At 69.7% G+C, this 15,022-nt stretch carries 12 protein-coding genes, 1 tRNA gene and 1 other RNA gene; 1 reads left to right on the forward strand and 13 read right to left on the reverse strand.

The window, feature by feature from the left end; all coding sequences use genetic code 11:
- Positions 1–48 precede the first annotated feature (48 nt).
- From AN478_RS09805 to AN478_RS09855, 12 genes are all read right to left on the reverse strand, one after another.
- Positions 49–690 (reverse strand): DUF599 domain-containing protein, encoded by a 642-nt coding sequence (locus AN478_RS09805; protein ID WP_231627383.1) that lies wholly within the window; start codon positions 688–690, stop codon positions 49–51.
- Between the two features lie 271 nt (positions 691–961).
- Positions 962–2,230: a PAS domain-containing sensor histidine kinase gene (locus tag AN478_RS09810; RefSeq protein WP_054966443.1), complete on the reverse strand. Its 1,269-nt coding sequence runs from the start codon at positions 2,228–2,230 to the stop codon at positions 962–964.
- 17 nt (positions 2,231–2,247) lie between these two features.
- Positions 2,248–5,217, reverse strand: coding sequence for a chemotaxis protein CheB (locus AN478_RS09815; protein ID WP_074471270.1), 2,970 nt, complete (start codon positions 5,215–5,217; stop codon positions 2,248–2,250).
- 248 nt (positions 5,218–5,465) lie between these two features.
- A tRNA-Arg gene (locus tag AN478_RS09820) sits at positions 5,466–5,542 on the reverse strand.
- A 56-nt stretch (positions 5,543–5,598) separates the two neighbouring features.
- On the reverse strand, positions 5,599–6,381 hold the full coding sequence (locus tag AN478_RS09825) for a TIGR00282 family metallophosphoesterase (RefSeq protein ID WP_054966444.1): 783 nt from the start codon (positions 6,379–6,381) through the stop codon (positions 5,599–5,601).
- Positions 6,382–6,667: 286 nt separating this feature from the next.
- Complete coding sequence (gene rny / locus AN478_RS09830) at positions 6,668–8,233, reverse strand: ribonuclease Y (protein WP_074471269.1); 1,566 nt, start codon at positions 8,231–8,233, stop codon at positions 6,668–6,670.
- Positions 8,234–8,308: 75 nt separating this feature from the next.
- A complete protein-coding gene (locus AN478_RS09835; RefSeq protein WP_054966446.1) occupies positions 8,309–8,929 on the reverse strand; it encodes a 5-formyltetrahydrofolate cyclo-ligase in 621 nt (206 codons plus the stop codon).
- 6 nt (positions 8,930–8,935) lie between these two features.
- Positions 8,936–9,113, reverse strand: a non-coding RNA gene (gene ssrS / locus AN478_RS13615) — 6S RNA.
- Positions 9,114–9,122: 9 nt separating this feature from the next.
- Positions 9,123–9,461, reverse strand: coding sequence for a cell division protein ZapA (locus tag AN478_RS09840; protein WP_054966447.1), 339 nt, complete (start codon positions 9,459–9,461; stop codon positions 9,123–9,125).
- Positions 9,458–9,697, reverse strand: coding sequence for a cell division protein ZapB (locus AN478_RS09845; protein ID WP_054966448.1), 240 nt, complete (start codon positions 9,695–9,697; stop codon positions 9,458–9,460). Before AN478_RS09845 ends, AN478_RS09840 begins: the two co-directional genes overlap by 4 nt.
- A gap of 117 nt (positions 9,698–9,814) precedes the next feature.
- On the reverse strand, positions 9,815–11,869 hold the full coding sequence (locus AN478_RS09850) for a UvrD-helicase domain-containing protein (RefSeq protein WP_317622996.1): 2,055 nt from the start codon (positions 11,867–11,869) through the stop codon (positions 9,815–9,817).
- Positions 11,830–12,273 carry a hypothetical protein gene (locus tag AN478_RS09855; RefSeq protein WP_054966450.1) on the reverse strand — a complete coding sequence of 148 codons (444 nt, stop codon included), beginning with the start codon at positions 12,271–12,273 and terminating at the stop codon, positions 11,830–11,832. The genes AN478_RS09850 and AN478_RS09855 overlap by 40 nt, the downstream gene beginning before the upstream one ends.
- A gap of 382 nt (positions 12,274–12,655) precedes the next feature.
- Here AN478_RS09855 and AN478_RS09860 point away from each other — a divergent pair, with 382 nt between their 5' ends.
- Entirely contained in the window at positions 12,656–13,435 is a 780-nt protein-coding gene (locus tag AN478_RS09860) for a hypothetical protein (protein ID WP_054966451.1), read from the forward strand.
- Here the strand turns inward: AN478_RS09860 and AN478_RS09865 are convergent.
- Entirely contained in the window at positions 13,432–14,952 is a 1,521-nt protein-coding gene (locus AN478_RS09865) for a PAS domain-containing sensor histidine kinase (protein ID WP_054966452.1), read from the reverse strand. The two genes, AN478_RS09860 and AN478_RS09865, sit on opposite strands and share 4 nt — an antisense overlap.
- Positions 14,953–15,022: the final 70 nt, after the last annotated feature.

A 15,022-nucleotide genomic window follows, 5' to 3' on the forward strand; every position in this document is an offset into this window, starting at 1 on the left:
CAGCTTCCCAGGCCTGCCTCGGGAGCAGCCTCCCGACGGGTACGACCCTCAGGGGCGGTCCATGCGGGAAAGGGCCAGCAGCACCAGCAGGGCGGCGAGCAGGAGCAGCTCCGGGCCGAACAGCCACAGGGCCAGGGGCACCGCCAGGTAGTAGGCGCGCATGCCGAGGGTGTAGTGGAGGCCACCGCGGTTCAGGCCGCGGGCCACCAGCGCCGGGGACAGGCGGGGCTCCCGGTCGGGGGGCAGGGCCAGCTGGTAACCGGCGTGGTTGTAGTAGCGGATGGCGAGGGTGAAGCTGAAGAAGGCGAACAGGAAGACCCCCGCCAGCACCATGAGCTTGACCAGGGTGAGGCGCGGGGTGGCCCCCTCCAGGAAGGTCAGAAGCCGGGACACCTCCACGATCCGTTGACTGGTGGCGGCGACGCTCAGGATGCCGAGGGCGATGAGCATGGCCGTGGAGGCCAGGAAGGTGGCGGCCATGGTCCAGTTGCGCAGGGTTTGCACCGCCAGGATGTCACGGCGCTCGGTCATCACCATCTCCACCCAGCGGTCGCGGACGCGATCCGCCAGTCCGAGGGCGGTGGACTCGGGGCGCCGCCGCACGCGGCGGAGCAGACGCAGGTGGTAGGCGGCCAGCAGCAGGAAGGCAAGCGCCGCCAGGCCCCCCTCCAGGAGCAGGCTGGAAGCCAAGGTAACGGCCTATGGTCCCGGCGGGCCGCTACCGGCGGCCCGACCGACGGGGAAGATCGCCAACGGGCCCTCCCGGGCTGCGCGGGTGTCCGTACCCCCCAACCTAGCGAGACGAGCGGGCTCCGGGAAGAGGTTGATCAGTCCTCCCGGTCGCGGCGGTCCAGGCGGTGGAGCAGGTACAGCCCCGCCGCCACCAGCAGCGGGACGAGCAGCACCCCCAGGGCGGAGAGCTGGATGCCGTCGGTGATGGGCAGCATGGGGCTCGTTCCTTTTAACGGCCGGGCAGCCAGACGCGGAATGTGGAGCCCTGCCCTTCGCCCGGGCTGCGGGCCTCGACCTGTCCCTCGTGCAGCTCCACCAGGCGACGCACCAGGGAGAGCCCCAGCCCCAGTCCGCCGGAATCCTGGTCCTGGTAGGGCTTATGGCCGATGTCGTGGAAGATCCCGGACAGATGCTCGGACGGGATCCCCGTGCCCGTATCGCTGACAGTGAACAGCACCCATTCCCCTTCGCGGGTCCCCGACAGGCTGATGGTCCCCCCGGCAGGGGTGAACTTGCAGGCGTTGCGGAGGAGGTTGCTCAGGATCTGCTCCAGGCGGGTGGGGTCGGCGAAGGTGGTCAGGGGGGATTCGGGCAGCGCCACCTCCAGCACCTGCCGCTGCTCCTCGAGCCGGGGGGAAACGGCATCCAGGGCCTGCCGGGCGATCTCGCGGGCATCCACCTCCGTCTTGCGTAGGATGAGGCGCCCCTGCTTGATCCGGCTCAGATCCAGCAGCTCCTCCACCATGCGGGCGAGGTGGTGGCTTTGCTGGCGGATGATCAGCACCGCCTCCCGCACCCGCTCGGCATCGATCTGGTCCCAGTTCTCCAGCAGATGCTCGCTCAGGGAGGTGATGGGGGTCAGGGGGTTGGAAAGCTCGTGGCCGAGCAGGGCCAGGAACTCGTCCTTGCGCCGTTCCCCCTCCAGGATCGCCTCCTCGTCCTCCTTGCTCTGGGTGATGTCGATGAGGGCGCTGCGGTAGCGCGGCTCCTCCGCATCGAGGCCCGCTTCAGGGACCGTCTCCACCCGCACGATCCGCGGCTGGTCACCGACGGGGGCCAGGACCAGCTCGGTCCGCTGGCGCCCCCCCTCCCGGGCCAGGGCCCGCCGGTGGAGGAACCAGGCGTCCTGGGAGTCGGGGCTCACATACCCTGAGAAGGGGCGCCCCTCCGCCTCGCTGCGGTTGGCGCCCAGCAGCTCCGTGGCCTGCCAGTTGGCCGCCAGGATGTGCCCGTGGGTGTCCAGGATGAGGTAGCCCACCGGGGCGTGCTGGAAGAGGTCCCGATAGCGGTCCCGGGCCCGCTCCAGGGCCTCCCGGATCTCCTGGAGCTCCTCGTTCTGGATGGCCAGCTCCTCCTGGTGGACCTGGAGCTCCTCCACCAGCGCCTGGGTGTCCGCCAGCGACATCACGGAAACGTCGGTGCCCCGCGCGCCCAGGCGCTCGCGCGCCCGCTGTCGCAGGCTATTCTCCTTGCCGGAGGGGGATTCCTCATCGGCCATTGGGCACTCCTTCCTCCCTAGGGAGAGGGCGCGTTCGCCGTCGCCATGGTAAGCAGGATCAGCTCGGGCTCGCCGGTATCCCGCTGGAGCTGCCGGCCGTTCAGCCAGACCCGCTCCGGCCCCTGGTCCCCGAAATCGGCCGTCAGCTCGAAGTCCTGGAAGCTCTCGTCGGTGGGCAGCACCTCCTCCAGCAGCGCCCGCAGCTCGGGGTGATCCCATTGCCCCCCGCCCATCTCGAACAGGTGGCGGCCCTCCACCTCCTGGGGCCGGAGCCCGAACACCCGGTAGAAGCCGTCGTTGGCGGACTGGACCCGGAGCTCCGGGTCCAGCACCAGCAGGGGCTCCCGCACCGTCTGCACGATGGCCCGGAAGTAGGCTTCCCGGAATTCCATGCGCTTGGTGGTCTGGATGTCCCGGAAGGTGCAGACCAGCCCGCCGATCTGGTTCTGGGTGGTCCGGTAGGGCCGCAGCCGCGCCTGGAACCAGTGGCCGCTGGTGCTCTGCACCTCCACCTCCTTGGGGACCAGCGTGCTCAGCACCTCCTCGGCGTCCTCGGTCAGGGCCTCGTACTGGAGCTCCGTGGTCAGCTCCTGAATGGGCCGCCCCACGTCCATGGGCCGCAGGGAGATCAGCTGGCGCGCCGCCTCCGTGAACCGCTTGATCTGCAGGTCCTCGTCCAGGAACACGATGGCCAGCTCCGTGCTGTCCAGCAGGTTCTTCAGGTCGTCGTTGACGCCGGAAAGCTCCTGGACGCGCGACTCGAGCTCGGCGTTGACGCTGCGCAGCTCCTCGTTGAGGGACTCCACCTCCTCCTTGGAGACCTCGAGCTCCTCGTTGCTGCTCTGCAGCTCCTCGTTCATGGACTGGAGCTCCTCATTGAGGGACTGGAGCTCCTCGTTGGAGGCCTGCAGCTCCTCCACGGTCACCTGCTTGTCCTGCCGGGCCGCCTCCAGCTCCCGCTCCAGCTGGACGACCCGGTCCTCGGGGGCCCGCTCGGCCGGCTCCGGGGCTTCCCGCGGCGCCTCCTCCGGGCCTTCGGGCTCCGCGGCCGCCGGGGTCCGGAAGGTCACCAGGCGGAATCCGCGCAGGGCGCGGGGGGCGCGAACCAGCCGGACTTCCAGAAGGACCTCCTCGGCCTCCCCGTCGGCCTGGAGGTGGACCCTCTGCCCCGCCTCCTCGGCCCCGGCGCTGGTGACATCGCGCAGCGCCTTGCTCAACGGGGCGCGCAGGCCCGGGCGCGCCATCTCCAGGAGCTGGTTCTGGATGGGGCCACGGGCAGGCTCCAGGAAGCGGCCCGTGCGGCCGTGGAAGAACAGGGCCTCCCCGCGGTCGTTCACCAAAACGCTCGGGGGGCCGAACTGGTTGGCGAGGAGCTGCTCCATATTCCGGGTCAGGTCCACGGAGGGCTCTCCCCCCTGCCCCTCCGCCGGGCCGGGGTGGCCCGTGCGCGGAAGCTCGGGCCGCTGGCCCGGCTTCATGGGCAGCGGATGGCGCTCCTCCTCCGGGCCGGCGCGATAGATCCGCCAGCGCTTGTTCTGCACCGTGAACATCTCGCCGAAGTCGTCCACGGACTCCGAGGCGCCCAGGAACAACAGGCCCAACGGCCGAAGGGCGTGGCGGAACAGGGGGAGGAGCTCCCTTTGCAGGTCCCGCTCCAGGTAGATCAGCAGGTTGCGGCAGCTGACCAGGTCCAGGCGGGTGAAGGGCGGATCGCGCAGGGCGTTGTGCTCGGCGAACACCACCATGTCCCGGATCTCCTTGCTGACCCGGTAGGCATCCTGCTCGGCGACGAAAAACCGGGCCAGCCGCTCCTCGGTGAGGTCCTCGGCGATCCCGGCCGCATACCGCCCCCCCCGTGCGGTGTCGATGGCCATGGAGTCCACGTCCGTGGCGAAGATCTGCACCGGGGGCCTCCGCTCGAGGCGCTCCATACACTCGGTGACGAGGATGGCCAAAGTATAGGCCTCCTCGCCGGTGGCGCAGCCGATCACCCAGGCCCGGAACTCGCGCTCCTCGTCCGCGGCCGCCCGGAGCTGATCGGGGAGGAACCCATCGGCGAGGGCCTCCCAAGCCTCCGGGTCCCGGAAGAAGTTGGTAACGCTGATGATGACCTCCCGGAACAGGAGGTCCGTTTCCGCGGGATTGCGCGCGAGGTAGTCGGCGTATTCCTCCGGATCCTCGATCCGGTGCACATGCATGCGCCGCTCGAGGCGCCGGAGGAGGGTACTCTGCTTGTAGCCGGAGAAATCGTTGCCGGTGCGCTCGCGGAGGCTCTCCAGGATCCGGTCCAGGGTCTTCTCGGGAACGTCCAGCAGCTCCTTGGTGGCCGTGGACTTGCGGTCGACGAGCCCCTGCAGATAGGGAAGCAGCGTGGCGCCCATGTCGCCCGGGGACAGCACGTAATCCACCAGATTGGTGTTGATGGCGCTGGTGGGCATGCCCCCGAACTCCGCGGAGGCGGGGTCCTGGGCCATCACCATGCCGCCCTCGGCCTTGATGGCCTTGATCCCCAGGGTGCCGTCCGTCCCCGTTCCGGAGAGCACGATGGCCGCGGCTTGGCGCCCCCGCTCCGCCGCCAGGGAGCGGAAGAAGGTATCCACCGCGTGGGGCAGGCTCTTGCGGCGCGCGCCACCGGGGGCCGAATCCTCCGGCTCCCCGGTACCCGCCTCCTCCCGCACCAGGAAACCGTCCGCCAGCCTCCATTCCCCCGCATCGGGGATGGCGATATAGACGTGGTCGGCCTCCAGCGGGGTACTCCCTGTCGCCTCCACCACCGGCAAGTCGCAGCTCTGCTCGAGGATCTCGGGCAGCATGCTGCGGTGGCCCGATGGGTGGTGGGTCACGACGACGAACGCCACGCCGGACTTCTCGGGGAGGGTTTCGAGCAGCTCCTGCAGGGCCTTGAGAGACCCCGCCGAGCCACCGATGCCTACCACGGGAAAGGACGCGGGGGTGGGACCGGCCTCTTCCGGCGGTGACTGGCTCATGCCTTCATCCGGCCTTTTATGATCATTCGGGCCATTGTCTGCTTGCAATCTCCATTGGTCTACCGGGGAATTAGGGTGTTCCCCTCCATCCCCTGCATGAGGGGCGCCCCTATCCACGAAGGGGCATTCCCGTAGTCCCCTCGGACGGGGGGCAGACCTCCATCCCTTTCCGGATACCAGAGGACCTGCCGAACAAAAAAGGGGGGCCTAGGCATTCGCCTAGGCCCCCCTGGGTCCAGCGCATCGGTTGGTGCGCGATGCAGGATTCGAACCTGCGACCTTCGGCTCCGGAGGCCGACGCTCTATCCAGCTGAGCTAATCGCGCTTGGTCAAGGGCGGAATAATACCCGGATCCGGGCCTTACTGTCCAGCCTGGGCGGGCTAGTCCTCCTCGCTAACCCGGATGCGGCGGATGCTGGTGCAGGCGCCGGTTTCCTCGTCCACCTGGACCAGCACGGAGTTCAGCTCCGCCGGGCCGCTGGCGGCCTCGAAGCGCTCGGGCAGCTTGTGGACCATGCGCTTGAGGACGTTCTCCTTCTTCACGCCGATCACGGAGTCGTAGGTGCCGGTCATGCCCACGTCGGAGATGAAGCCGGTGTGGCCCTTGAGGATGCGCTCGTCGGCGGTGGGCACGTGGGTGTGGGTACCCACCACCACGGAGACGCGCCTCGCCAGGTGCCAGCCCATGGCCCACTTCTCGCTGGTGGTCTCACAGTGCATGTCCACGAACACGGTCTTCACGTGGTCCGGCTTCTCGGCCAGGATGCGGTCGGCGGTCTGGAAGGGGCAGTCCACGGGGTCCATGAAGACCCGGCCCATGAGGTTGAGGATGCCCACCGGCTCGCCGGACGCGCTCTCGTAGATGTACCAGCCCCGCCCCGGCGTCGTCGGGGGGTAGTTCTGCGGGCGCAGCAGCCGCCGCTGGCGGCCGATGTAGGGCTGGGTCTCCTTCTTGTCCCAGATGTGGTTGCCGGAGGTGATCACATCGGCCTTGGCCAGGATCTCCTCGCCCATCTCCTCGGTGATGCCGAAGCCGCCGGCGGCGTTCTCGCCGTTGACGATCAACAGGTCCACCTCCAGGCGCTGCTTGAGGTTGTCGATCTCGTCCCGGAAGATCCGGCGGCCGGGCTTGCCGAAAATGTCGCCCACAAAAAGAATATTCATCGTTGTTCTGCGTCCTGGTTCCAGAAAAAATCGCTACCGTCGGCCACCTGGGGCCGGTACGGCCCATTGTGGGAGCGGCCAGTGGCCGCGACGCCGTTGGCAAAAGAAGCCTGTCGCAGCCACTGGCTGCTCCCACAGAAGCCGGGCAAAGGTGCCCCTGGGGTCGAAACGGGCCGTTGTGGGAGCGGTCCGTGACCGCGACGCCGTTGGACCAACGTGCCGGTCGCGGCGTGGACGCCGCTCCTACATGGGACCGCAACCGGCTTTCATCGTCCCGGCCTGCCCCCTAATGGGCCACCTCGGTGGCCCGGGTCTCCCGGATCACCGTCACCTTGATCTCGCCGGGATAGGTGAGCTCGTCCTCGATCTCGTGGGCGATCTTGCGCGAGAGCAGGAACGCGCCCTGGTCGTCCATCTCGTCCTGGCGGGCGATCACCCGCAGCTCCCGCCCCGCCTGCAGGGCGTAGGCCTGGGCCACGCCGGGGAAGCGGCCGGCGATCTCCTCCAGTTCCTCCAGGCGCTTGATGTAGCTGGTCATCTGCTCCCGGCGCGCGCCCGGGCGGGCGGCGGACAGGGCGTCGGCGGCGTGGATGAGCGGCGTGTAGGGGGAGATGGCGTCCACGTCGAAATGGTGGCCCTCGATGGCGTTGACCACCTCGGCCTTCTCCTTGTACTTGCGCCCCAGGTCGCCGCCGATGGCCGCGTGGCCGCCCTCGTGCTCGTGGTCCACCGCCTTGCCGATGTCGTGGAGCAGGCCCGCGCGCCGGGCCAGGACCGGGTCCAGCCCCAGCTCGCCGGCCATGATGCCGGCGAAATGGGCCACCTCCACGGAATGGTGCAGCACGTTCTGGGTGTAGCTGGTGCGGAACTTGAGCTGGCCGACGATGTTCACCAGGTCCTCGGGCACCCCGTGGACGTCGGCGTCCATGAGGGCGTTCTCCCCGGCCTCCTTGACCTCGGCGTCCATGGTCTCCTGCTGCTTCTTCACCGCCTTTTCGATGCGCTCCGGGTGGATGCGGCCGTCCTCCACCAGCTCCTCCAGGACGCGCACGGCGATGGTGCGGCGCATGGGGTTGAAGCAGGAGACCACCACCGCCCCGGGGGTGTCGTCGACGATGATGTCCACGCCCAGCTCGCGCTCCAGGGCGCGGATGTTGCGGCCCTCGCGGCCGATGATGCGGCCCTTCATCTCGTCGCCGGGCAGGTTGACCACCGATACCGTGCGCTCGGCCACGTACTCCCCTGCCCAGCGCTGGATGGCCGTGGCCATGACCTCGATGGCCTTGGCCTGGGCGCGCGACTTGGCGTCGGCCTCCACCTCGCGGACGTAGCTCTCGGCCTCGCGGCGGGCGTCGTCCTTCAGGACGGAAACCAGCTCCTTGCGGGCGTCCTCCAGGCTGTAGCCGCTCACCTCCTCCAGGCGCTTCTTGCGCTCCTCCTCGAGCTGGTCCACCTCCCGGCGCCGGTTCTCCAGGTCCTTCTTCTCCTGCTCCAGGCGGTTCTCCCGCTCGACCAGGTGGGTTTCCTTCTCGTCGAGGGCCTCCAGCTTGCGGATGACCTTCTCCTCGCGCTCCCGGCTCTCCCGCTCGCGCTCGCTCACCTCTTCCAGGCGCTTGCTGGCCTCCGCCTCCCGGGCCTCGGCCCGCTCCTCGGCCTTGCGCTCCGCCTCCTCACGGATCTCCTGCTCCCGCCGCAGGAGGTTGCGCTCAAGGTCCTCCTCCAGGCGCTGCCGCTCCTCGGCGAGGCGGTCCTCCAGCGCCCGGCGGGACCGGCGGGAGCGTATATACATCCCTGCGCCCGTCGACGCCGCTCCCAGGAGCAGGCCGACGGCCAGTCCGATCAAGGTTTCCACCGTGTATCCTCCGCATCATTGGTCACCAACCCGGCGGCGGGGCCGCCGGCACGACCTCCATTTCTGCAATCGTCATCAACGAAAACTGCTCCATCCCGGGTACAGGCCCGCCTCGCTGGCGACCCCGTCCACCGGGATGTCCCACGGCTCCTCGGGGAGCCATTCCCGTTTCTGCAGCTCCAGGGCCAGGCCGAACACCCGCGGCCGCCGCCACAGCGTCAGGTGGCGGCGGTGGGCCAGGGTGCGGTCGTAGAAGCCGCCGCCCATGCCGAGCCGGCCGCCCTCCGGGGTGAAGGCCACCAGGGGGGCGTAGATCACGTCGAGCCGCCGCGGGCCCACCCAGAAGGCGCGGGGCACGGCGGGCTCGGGGATGCCGAACCGGTTGGGCTGCAGGGGGGTGTCGGGCGTGTAGGGGGCGAAGGCCAGCCGGCCCCCGAGCTTGGTGTCGATCACCGGCAGGAAGCAGTGCTTGCCCAGCTTCCGGGCGCGCTCCACCAGGTAGCGGGGATCCAGCTCCCCGTCGGCGGCCAGGTAGAAGGCCACCCGTTCCGCCCGGTGGAAGGCCCCCGTGCGGGCCACGAACCGAGCCGCCGCCTGGCTCTTGCGGCGAACCTCGCGGCGGGACAAGGCCCGGCGGGCCTTGCGCACCTCCTTGCGGATCCGCCGCTTCTTGGTGGCGCTCGATTCGTTATGCATAAAAAAACATCCCCCGCTGGTGCCGCTACGCCGCGTATTTGAACCCACGCTCAACAAGTGGGTGCCCCGTTAACGCTTCCGGAACCCGGCGTCCGGGCTCTCTTCCACGCCAAGTGAGGGCTCCCTGGGTTCAAAAGTGTTGGTTCAAGTTACGCTTCGGCTTTTGCGAACACCGCAGGGGATGTCAAATCGGCTATTCGGCTGTTCGGTCGGCGAGCCCGTCCTCGTCGCTCTCCTCGTCCAAGAGGCGCTGGACCGTCTCCAGCATCCGGGAAGTCCGGGCTCCTACCTCTTCCGCCTCCTCGCGTCGCCTGTCCTGTACCTCGAACAGCTCGTTGGCGATATTCAGCGCGGTCACCACCGCGACCCGGTCGGTGCCCAGGGCGGCCCCGGAATCGCGCACCTCCCGCATCTTCTCGTCCACGAACCGGGCCAGCCGCTCCAGGCGGTCCCGCTCGTTGGCCGGACACCGGACCGGATACTCCTTGCCCAGGATCACGACCGGTACGGTTTCGGTGCCGTCCTTTTTCATTCGCCGCCCGCGATCGCCCCGTCCACCCGGCGGAGGAGGGCCGCCAACCGCTCGCGCAGCCGGCCGCGCTCCGCCTCCAGGTCCTGGTTGCGTTGCCGCAGTCCCTCCACCTGCCCGCGGAGGGCCTCGCCCGACTCCAGCTCGCGCTTCAAGCGATCCCGTTCCGCCCGCAGGTCTTGGACTTCCGCCGCCAATCGGGCCAGCTCGGCCTCGAGCTGCGCCAGCCTATCACGCACGAACTCCCCTTACAGGAAACGGTGCTCGTTCGACGTGGCCCTATTGTGGCCTATCTGCAAGCGGCAATAAAGCTGACACTAATGATGTCCGCACCGTGGGACCGCGGAGGCGGAGATTTAGTTCAGCAGATTGCGCATCTGATCGAGGCTGGCGGCGCCCAGGGCCTGGTTCTCCTCGGGGTCCTCGGCCTCCAGGCGGTCGAAGCGCAGCTCCTCGGCGGGGAGCTCGTCGAGGAACCGGGACGGCTCGCACTCCAGGGTCTCGCCGTAGCGCCGGCGGCTGCGCGCCCAGGAGAGCGTGAGGCCATATTGTGCACGGGTGAGGCCCACGTAGGCCAGCCGCCTCTCCTCCTCCAGCGAGCCCGCCTCCAGGCTGTTGCGGTGCGGCAGGATCTCCTCCTCCATGCCCACCAGGAAGACGTAGGGGAACTCCAGGCCCTTGGCGGTGTGCAGGGTCATCAGGTGCACGCCGTCGGCCTCCTCCGCGTCCTCCTGGCGGTCCAGGGCGGACAGCAAAGTGAGGCGGCGCACGAACCCGCCCATGACGTCGTCCTCGGTGTCCTCGTTGTCCTCGCGGAAGCGGTCCAGCCAGTTGAGGAGATTGTCCACGTTGCCCGCGCGGCGCTCGGCGCCCTTGTCGCTCTCGGCGCGCTCGGCGATGAAGTCCTTGTAGGCGATCTCCTCCACCAGATCGCGGGCCGCCTGGCCCGGATCCTCGTTGTCGCAGCGGGCGCCGTAGTTGTCGATGAGGCCGGCGAACTCCGCCAGCCCGGCGGCCGCCCGCTTGGGCAGCTGGTCGCGCAGGGCCGGGTCGCCGGCGGCGGCGCACAGGCTCGCCCCCGCCTCGCTGGCCAGCCCGGCCAGGCGCTCCAGGCTCTCCGCCCCCACGCCGCGCCGCGGGGTGTTCACCGCCCGCAGGAAGGCCATGTCGTCGTCGGGGTTGGCCAGCAGCCGCAGGTAGGCCACCACGTCGCGGATCTCGGCGCGGTCGAAGAAGGACATGCCGCCGTAGAGCTGGTAGGGGATGCCCTGGTCGCGCAGGGCCCGCTCCAGCTCGCGGGACTGGTGGTTGGAGCGGTAGAGGATGGCGTAGTCGCCGTAGCGGCTGGCGTTCTGGAAACGGTGGCGCAGCAGCGCGGAGATCACCCGCTCCGCCTCGTGCTCGGCGTCCTTGGCCTCCAGCACCTGGATGGCCTCGCCCCCGCCGCGGTCCGACCACAGCCGCTTCTCGAACAGGTGGGGGTTGTTGGCGATCAGGCAGTTGGCGGCGTTCAGGATGCGCCCGCTGCAGCGGTAGTTCTGCTCCAGCTTGACCACCTGCAGGCCCGGGTAGTCCCCCTGCAGGTGATTAAGCAGCTCCGGCGAGGCGCCGCGCCAGGCGTAGATGGACTGGTCGTCGTCGCCCACCACCGTGAAGCTGCCGTTCTCCCCCGCCAGCTTGCGCATGAGGGCGTACTGGGCGCCGTTGATGTCCTGGAACTCGTCCACCAGCAGGTGGCGGCAGCGCTCCCGCCAGCGGTCGGCCACGTCGGGGTGCTCCTCGAACAGCCGCACCGGCAGGCCGATGAGGTCGTCGAAGTCCACGGCGTTGTGGGCGTGCAGGGATTCCTGGTAGCGGGCGTAGACCCGCGCTGCGCGGAGGTCGTCGTCGTTGGCCGCCTGCTCCAGGGCGGCCTCCGGGCCCACCAGGTCGTTCTTCCACGCCGAGATGCGCCCGCGCACCTCGTCGGGCTGGGTGGCGCCGAAGTTGCCCGTCTCCTGCATGAGCCCGCGCACCAGGCCGATCTGGTCCTCGGTGTCGAAGATGGAGAAGGGCTCGCGGTAGCCAAGCCGCTTGATCTCCCGCTGCAGGATCTTCATGCCCAGGCGGTGGAAGGTGGACACGGTGAGCCCGCGCGCCGAGCCGCCCGCCAGGCGCTCGCGGACGCGGCCCTCCATCTCCCGGGCGGCCTTGTTGGTGAAGGTGACGGCGATGATGGAGCGCGCCGGCAGGCCCTCGTTCTCCACCAAGTGGGCGATCTTGGCGGTGATGACTCGGGTCTTGCCCGAGCCCGCCCCCGCCAGCACCAGCAGGGGCCCGGAGGTGGTGAGCACGGCGCTGCGCTGCTGCGGATTGAGCCCCTCCATGCCGCTCAATCCGGGGAGCCGATGCGGATCATGCGCTGCCACCACGACCCCTGGGGCTCCTCGCGGGCGGGGGCGAAGACGGCGGGGTCCACCGGGTAGCGGCTCAGCACCACCCACGGCGGGATGGGGTCGCCGCCTACCCGGCAGGCGTCCCCCGCGCGCTTGGGGTGGAAGAGCTTGATCAAGCGGGGATCCTCGGCGTCGTCCACGAAGGCGAGGTTGCAGTAGGGGCCCTTCTTGAGCCGCTGCATCTCGGCGAGGTGGCCGCCCAGGCGCTCGGCGGCCTCGGTCGGGGCGAGCTCCTCCACGGCCGCCGCCGCGCCCTCCTCCGGCGAAACCACATACCAGGGGCCCTCCGTGGCCGCCAGCCGCTCGGCCACGGCCTCCGCCTGCTCCCAACGGATGCAGCCGGTGAAGCTGCCCCAATAGCGCTCCGCGAACTCGCTCATCCCGTACTCCCTCGCACCGCCAAAGGGAGGATTGTAGCCGAGTCCCGCCGCTCCCGCGCAACCACCCGGTGTCCCCCGCCCGCCTGGACACCGCCGCCCTCCGGGACTATCGTCCGAATTCAAAGGGTTAGCCCCAACCCTCCTCCGGGATTTCCCTTTCCAGAAGGCCGGCACGCAGGGAACACCCCCGCACCGCCTCCGGCCCCCCGGAGGCGCTGATTACCCGAAAGGGGCCCGGCCATGAGCCAGACCGGTGCGTTCCGGCATGTGCAACGACCAGCCAGAATCCACGGGTCGTCCTGGTAGGCTTGGTAGAGGGTTCCCCTAAGGGTGAAGGAACACTTCCCTGTATTCGAGGCTGGCTCTCCCCCGGGAGGATTCCATGCGGGCAGGTTCGGTAATCCTCGGCCTTCTGGCAATCACCACCCTCACCTCCGGCTGCAAGCTGGAAAACGGCTGGGGGGTGGCGTTCTCCCAGTCTTCCGGCGAGGAGGAGGACGGCACGGGCGCAGGCTCGATGGACGGCATCTGGACGGGCACCCTCACCCTGGAAGGGGCCGCCGCGGGGGATTCGGCCACGGCGGTGCTCTGGGAAGGCGAGCTGGTGGTGGTGAGCGCGGGGGCGGATGCAGCCTACGCCGGCGGGCTGTCGCGGACGGCGGACTCCGGGGAGGATCCGGTGGCGCTGGAGGGGGACTTCCGCGCCTACTCGGCGGTCGGGGAGGCGCAGGGGGCCGGCTCGGTGTCCGCCACGGTGGCCCCGGAGGAGGAGCTCACGGCGACGGTCACCGGCACGGAGCGCGACGGGGACCTGGACCTGGGCCCTGCGGACGCCTTCGAAGAGTCCGTCTCCCTGGAGGATCTGACGGGAACCTGGTCCCAGACCCGCGACGGCGGGACGCTCTCCCTCTCCGTGAACAGCCTTGGCTCGGTCACCGGCAGCGGCGCGGACGGCTGCAGCTACCAGGGCGACCTCGAAGCGCTTTCGGACGCCCCCAACCTCTTCCGCCTGGCCCTTACCGTGGAGCTCTGCAACGCGGATAACGGGGACTACGCGGGCTACGCCTACCTGGATGCCGCCACCTCCCCGGACACCCTGCGCCTGCTGACCGAACGGGAGGAGCGGGACCGCTTCCTGGGGCTGGCGCCGACGCGGGATTAGGGCTCGACGGGCAGGCGAACGCGGAAGGTGGCCCCGGGGCCGTCGGGGTTGTCGAAGGCCTCCAGCCGGCCCTTGTGGCCCTCCAGGATGGTGTAGGCCACCCAGAGCCCCAGGCCGATGCCGCCCTTCTTGGTGGTGTAGAAGGGGCGGACGAGCACGTCGGTGCCCATCTCCGGGGGCAGCCCGGGGCCGGCGTCCACCACGTCCACCTGGGCCTCCCCGCCCTGCCGCCGGGTGCGGAGGACCACGGGGTCCGGGTCACTCGGGCTCCGCTCGCGATTGGCCTCCCGGGCGTTGTGGACGAGGTTGTGCAGGACCTCCTGGAGCTGCAGGTGGTCGCCCACAACCGTAACCGGCCCCTTCGCCAGCTGGAGGCGGACGGGCACGCGGCCCGAGGCGGTGCCTTCCTGGAGGAAGGGCGGCAACCGCCGCACCAGGTCGTTCAGGTCCAGGGCGTGGAAGTCCGGCCCCTCCCCCTTCAGGAATTTGCGCACCTGCACCAGGGTATCGCTGGCCTTGCGGGTTTCCCGCTGCATGTTGTCCAGCAGGTCCCGGAGGCGCGTGGATTCGGGGCATTCCTGGGGCACCAGCCGCTGGCCGGCTACCGCGTAGTTGCCCAGCGCCGCCAGGGGCTGGTTGAGCTGGTGGGCGAGCAGGGAGGTGAGCCCTTCCAGGGAGATGAGCCGGCTGATGCTGCGCAGCTGCTCGGCGTAGCGATGCCTCCTCTCCTCGGCGAGGTTCTGCACGGACTGGTCGATGCCTACCAGGGAATAGCGCCGCACCTCCCCGGCGCGGTCGTGGTGCGCCACCACCGTGACCAGGAAGGGAACCTCCCGGCCGGTCTTGTCCAGAAGGGCGCTATCGCCCACCCAATACCCCTCGTTGGCCGCCGTGGGGAAGGCCTCCTCCCGCATGACGCGGAAGGCCCATTCGGGGTGGGTTCCCCGCATGGTGACGCCCTCCGCCCGGTCGGCGCCCAGCAACTCCTTGGCGTAGGCGTTGTGGTAGAGGAAGTTCAGGTGGCCGTCGCACATGCCGATTAGGCCGGGGAAGGCCTCCAGGACGTGCATGAGCTGCTCGGAAAGCTCCTCAGTGCGCTTGAGGCGGGTGAGGTCGGTGACGAAGACGAGGGACATAGCCGGCCCCTCCGGCCCGGCGGACCAGGTGCTGGCGTTGGCCAGCACGGGCACGCGGGTGCCGTCCCGGGCCACCAGGCGCGCCTCGTACTGGCGGCTGTCCTCTTCGCCCCGGCGCACCGCCGTTTTCCAGAAGGGCTCCCGGTCCTCGGGGGCCAGCCAGGCGTCGGGCCGTTCGCCGATCAGCTCCGCCCGGGAGCGCCCCAGCATCCGGCAGAAGGCGTCGTTGACCTCCACGGTCTCCAGGGTCCGGAAATCGAGGGCCAGGAACCCCTCGGTGGAATGGTGGAAGAGGTGCTGGAGCAGCCCTCCGTCCTCGAACAGCTGCGCGAGGGACCCCCGCCCCTCGGGGCCGGGCGCCGCGCTCCGGTCTTCCTCCATCAGCTCCCCCCGGCTCGGTGATGGCTGGCTCCCTACCGGCGTATCAGAACGCCGCGGCGGCGACCATCGG

The organism is Thiohalorhabdus denitrificans (assembly GCF_001399755.1).
Taxonomy (GTDB): Bacteria; Pseudomonadota; Gammaproteobacteria; order Thiohalorhabdales; family Thiohalorhabdaceae; genus Thiohalorhabdus; species Thiohalorhabdus denitrificans.

Excerpts from the sequence above, each read along its gene's own strand:
- AN478_RS09810 (WP_054966443.1), bottom strand. The coding sequence starts at position 2,230 with ATGGCCGATGAGGAATCCCCCTCCGGCAAGGAGAATAGCCTGCGACAG.
- AN478_RS09815 (WP_074471270.1), bottom strand. The coding sequence starts at position 5,217 with ATGAGCCAGTCACCGCCGGAAGAGGCCGGTCCCACCCCCGCGTCCTTT.
- AN478_RS09825 (WP_054966444.1), bottom strand. The coding sequence starts at position 6,381 with ATGAATATTCTTTTTGTGGGCGACATTTTCGGCAAGCCCGGCCGCCGG.
- AN478_RS09835 (WP_054966446.1), bottom strand. The coding sequence starts at position 8,929 with ATGCATAACGAATCGAGCGCCACCAAGAAGCGGCGGATCCGCAAGGAG.
- AN478_RS09840 (WP_054966447.1), bottom strand. The coding sequence starts at position 9,461 with ATGAAAAAGGACGGCACCGAAACCGTACCGGTCGTGATCCTGGGCAAG.
- AN478_RS09855 (WP_054966450.1), bottom strand. The coding sequence starts at position 12,273 with ATGAGCGAGTTCGCGGAGCGCTATTGGGGCAGCTTCACCGGCTGCATC.
- AN478_RS09860 (WP_054966451.1), top strand. The coding sequence starts at position 12,656 with ATGCGGGCAGGTTCGGTAATCCTCGGCCTTCTGGCAATCACCACCCTC.
- AN478_RS09865 (WP_054966452.1), bottom strand. The coding sequence starts at position 14,952 with ATGGAGGAAGACCGGAGCGCGGCGCCCGGCCCCGAGGGGCGGGGGTCC.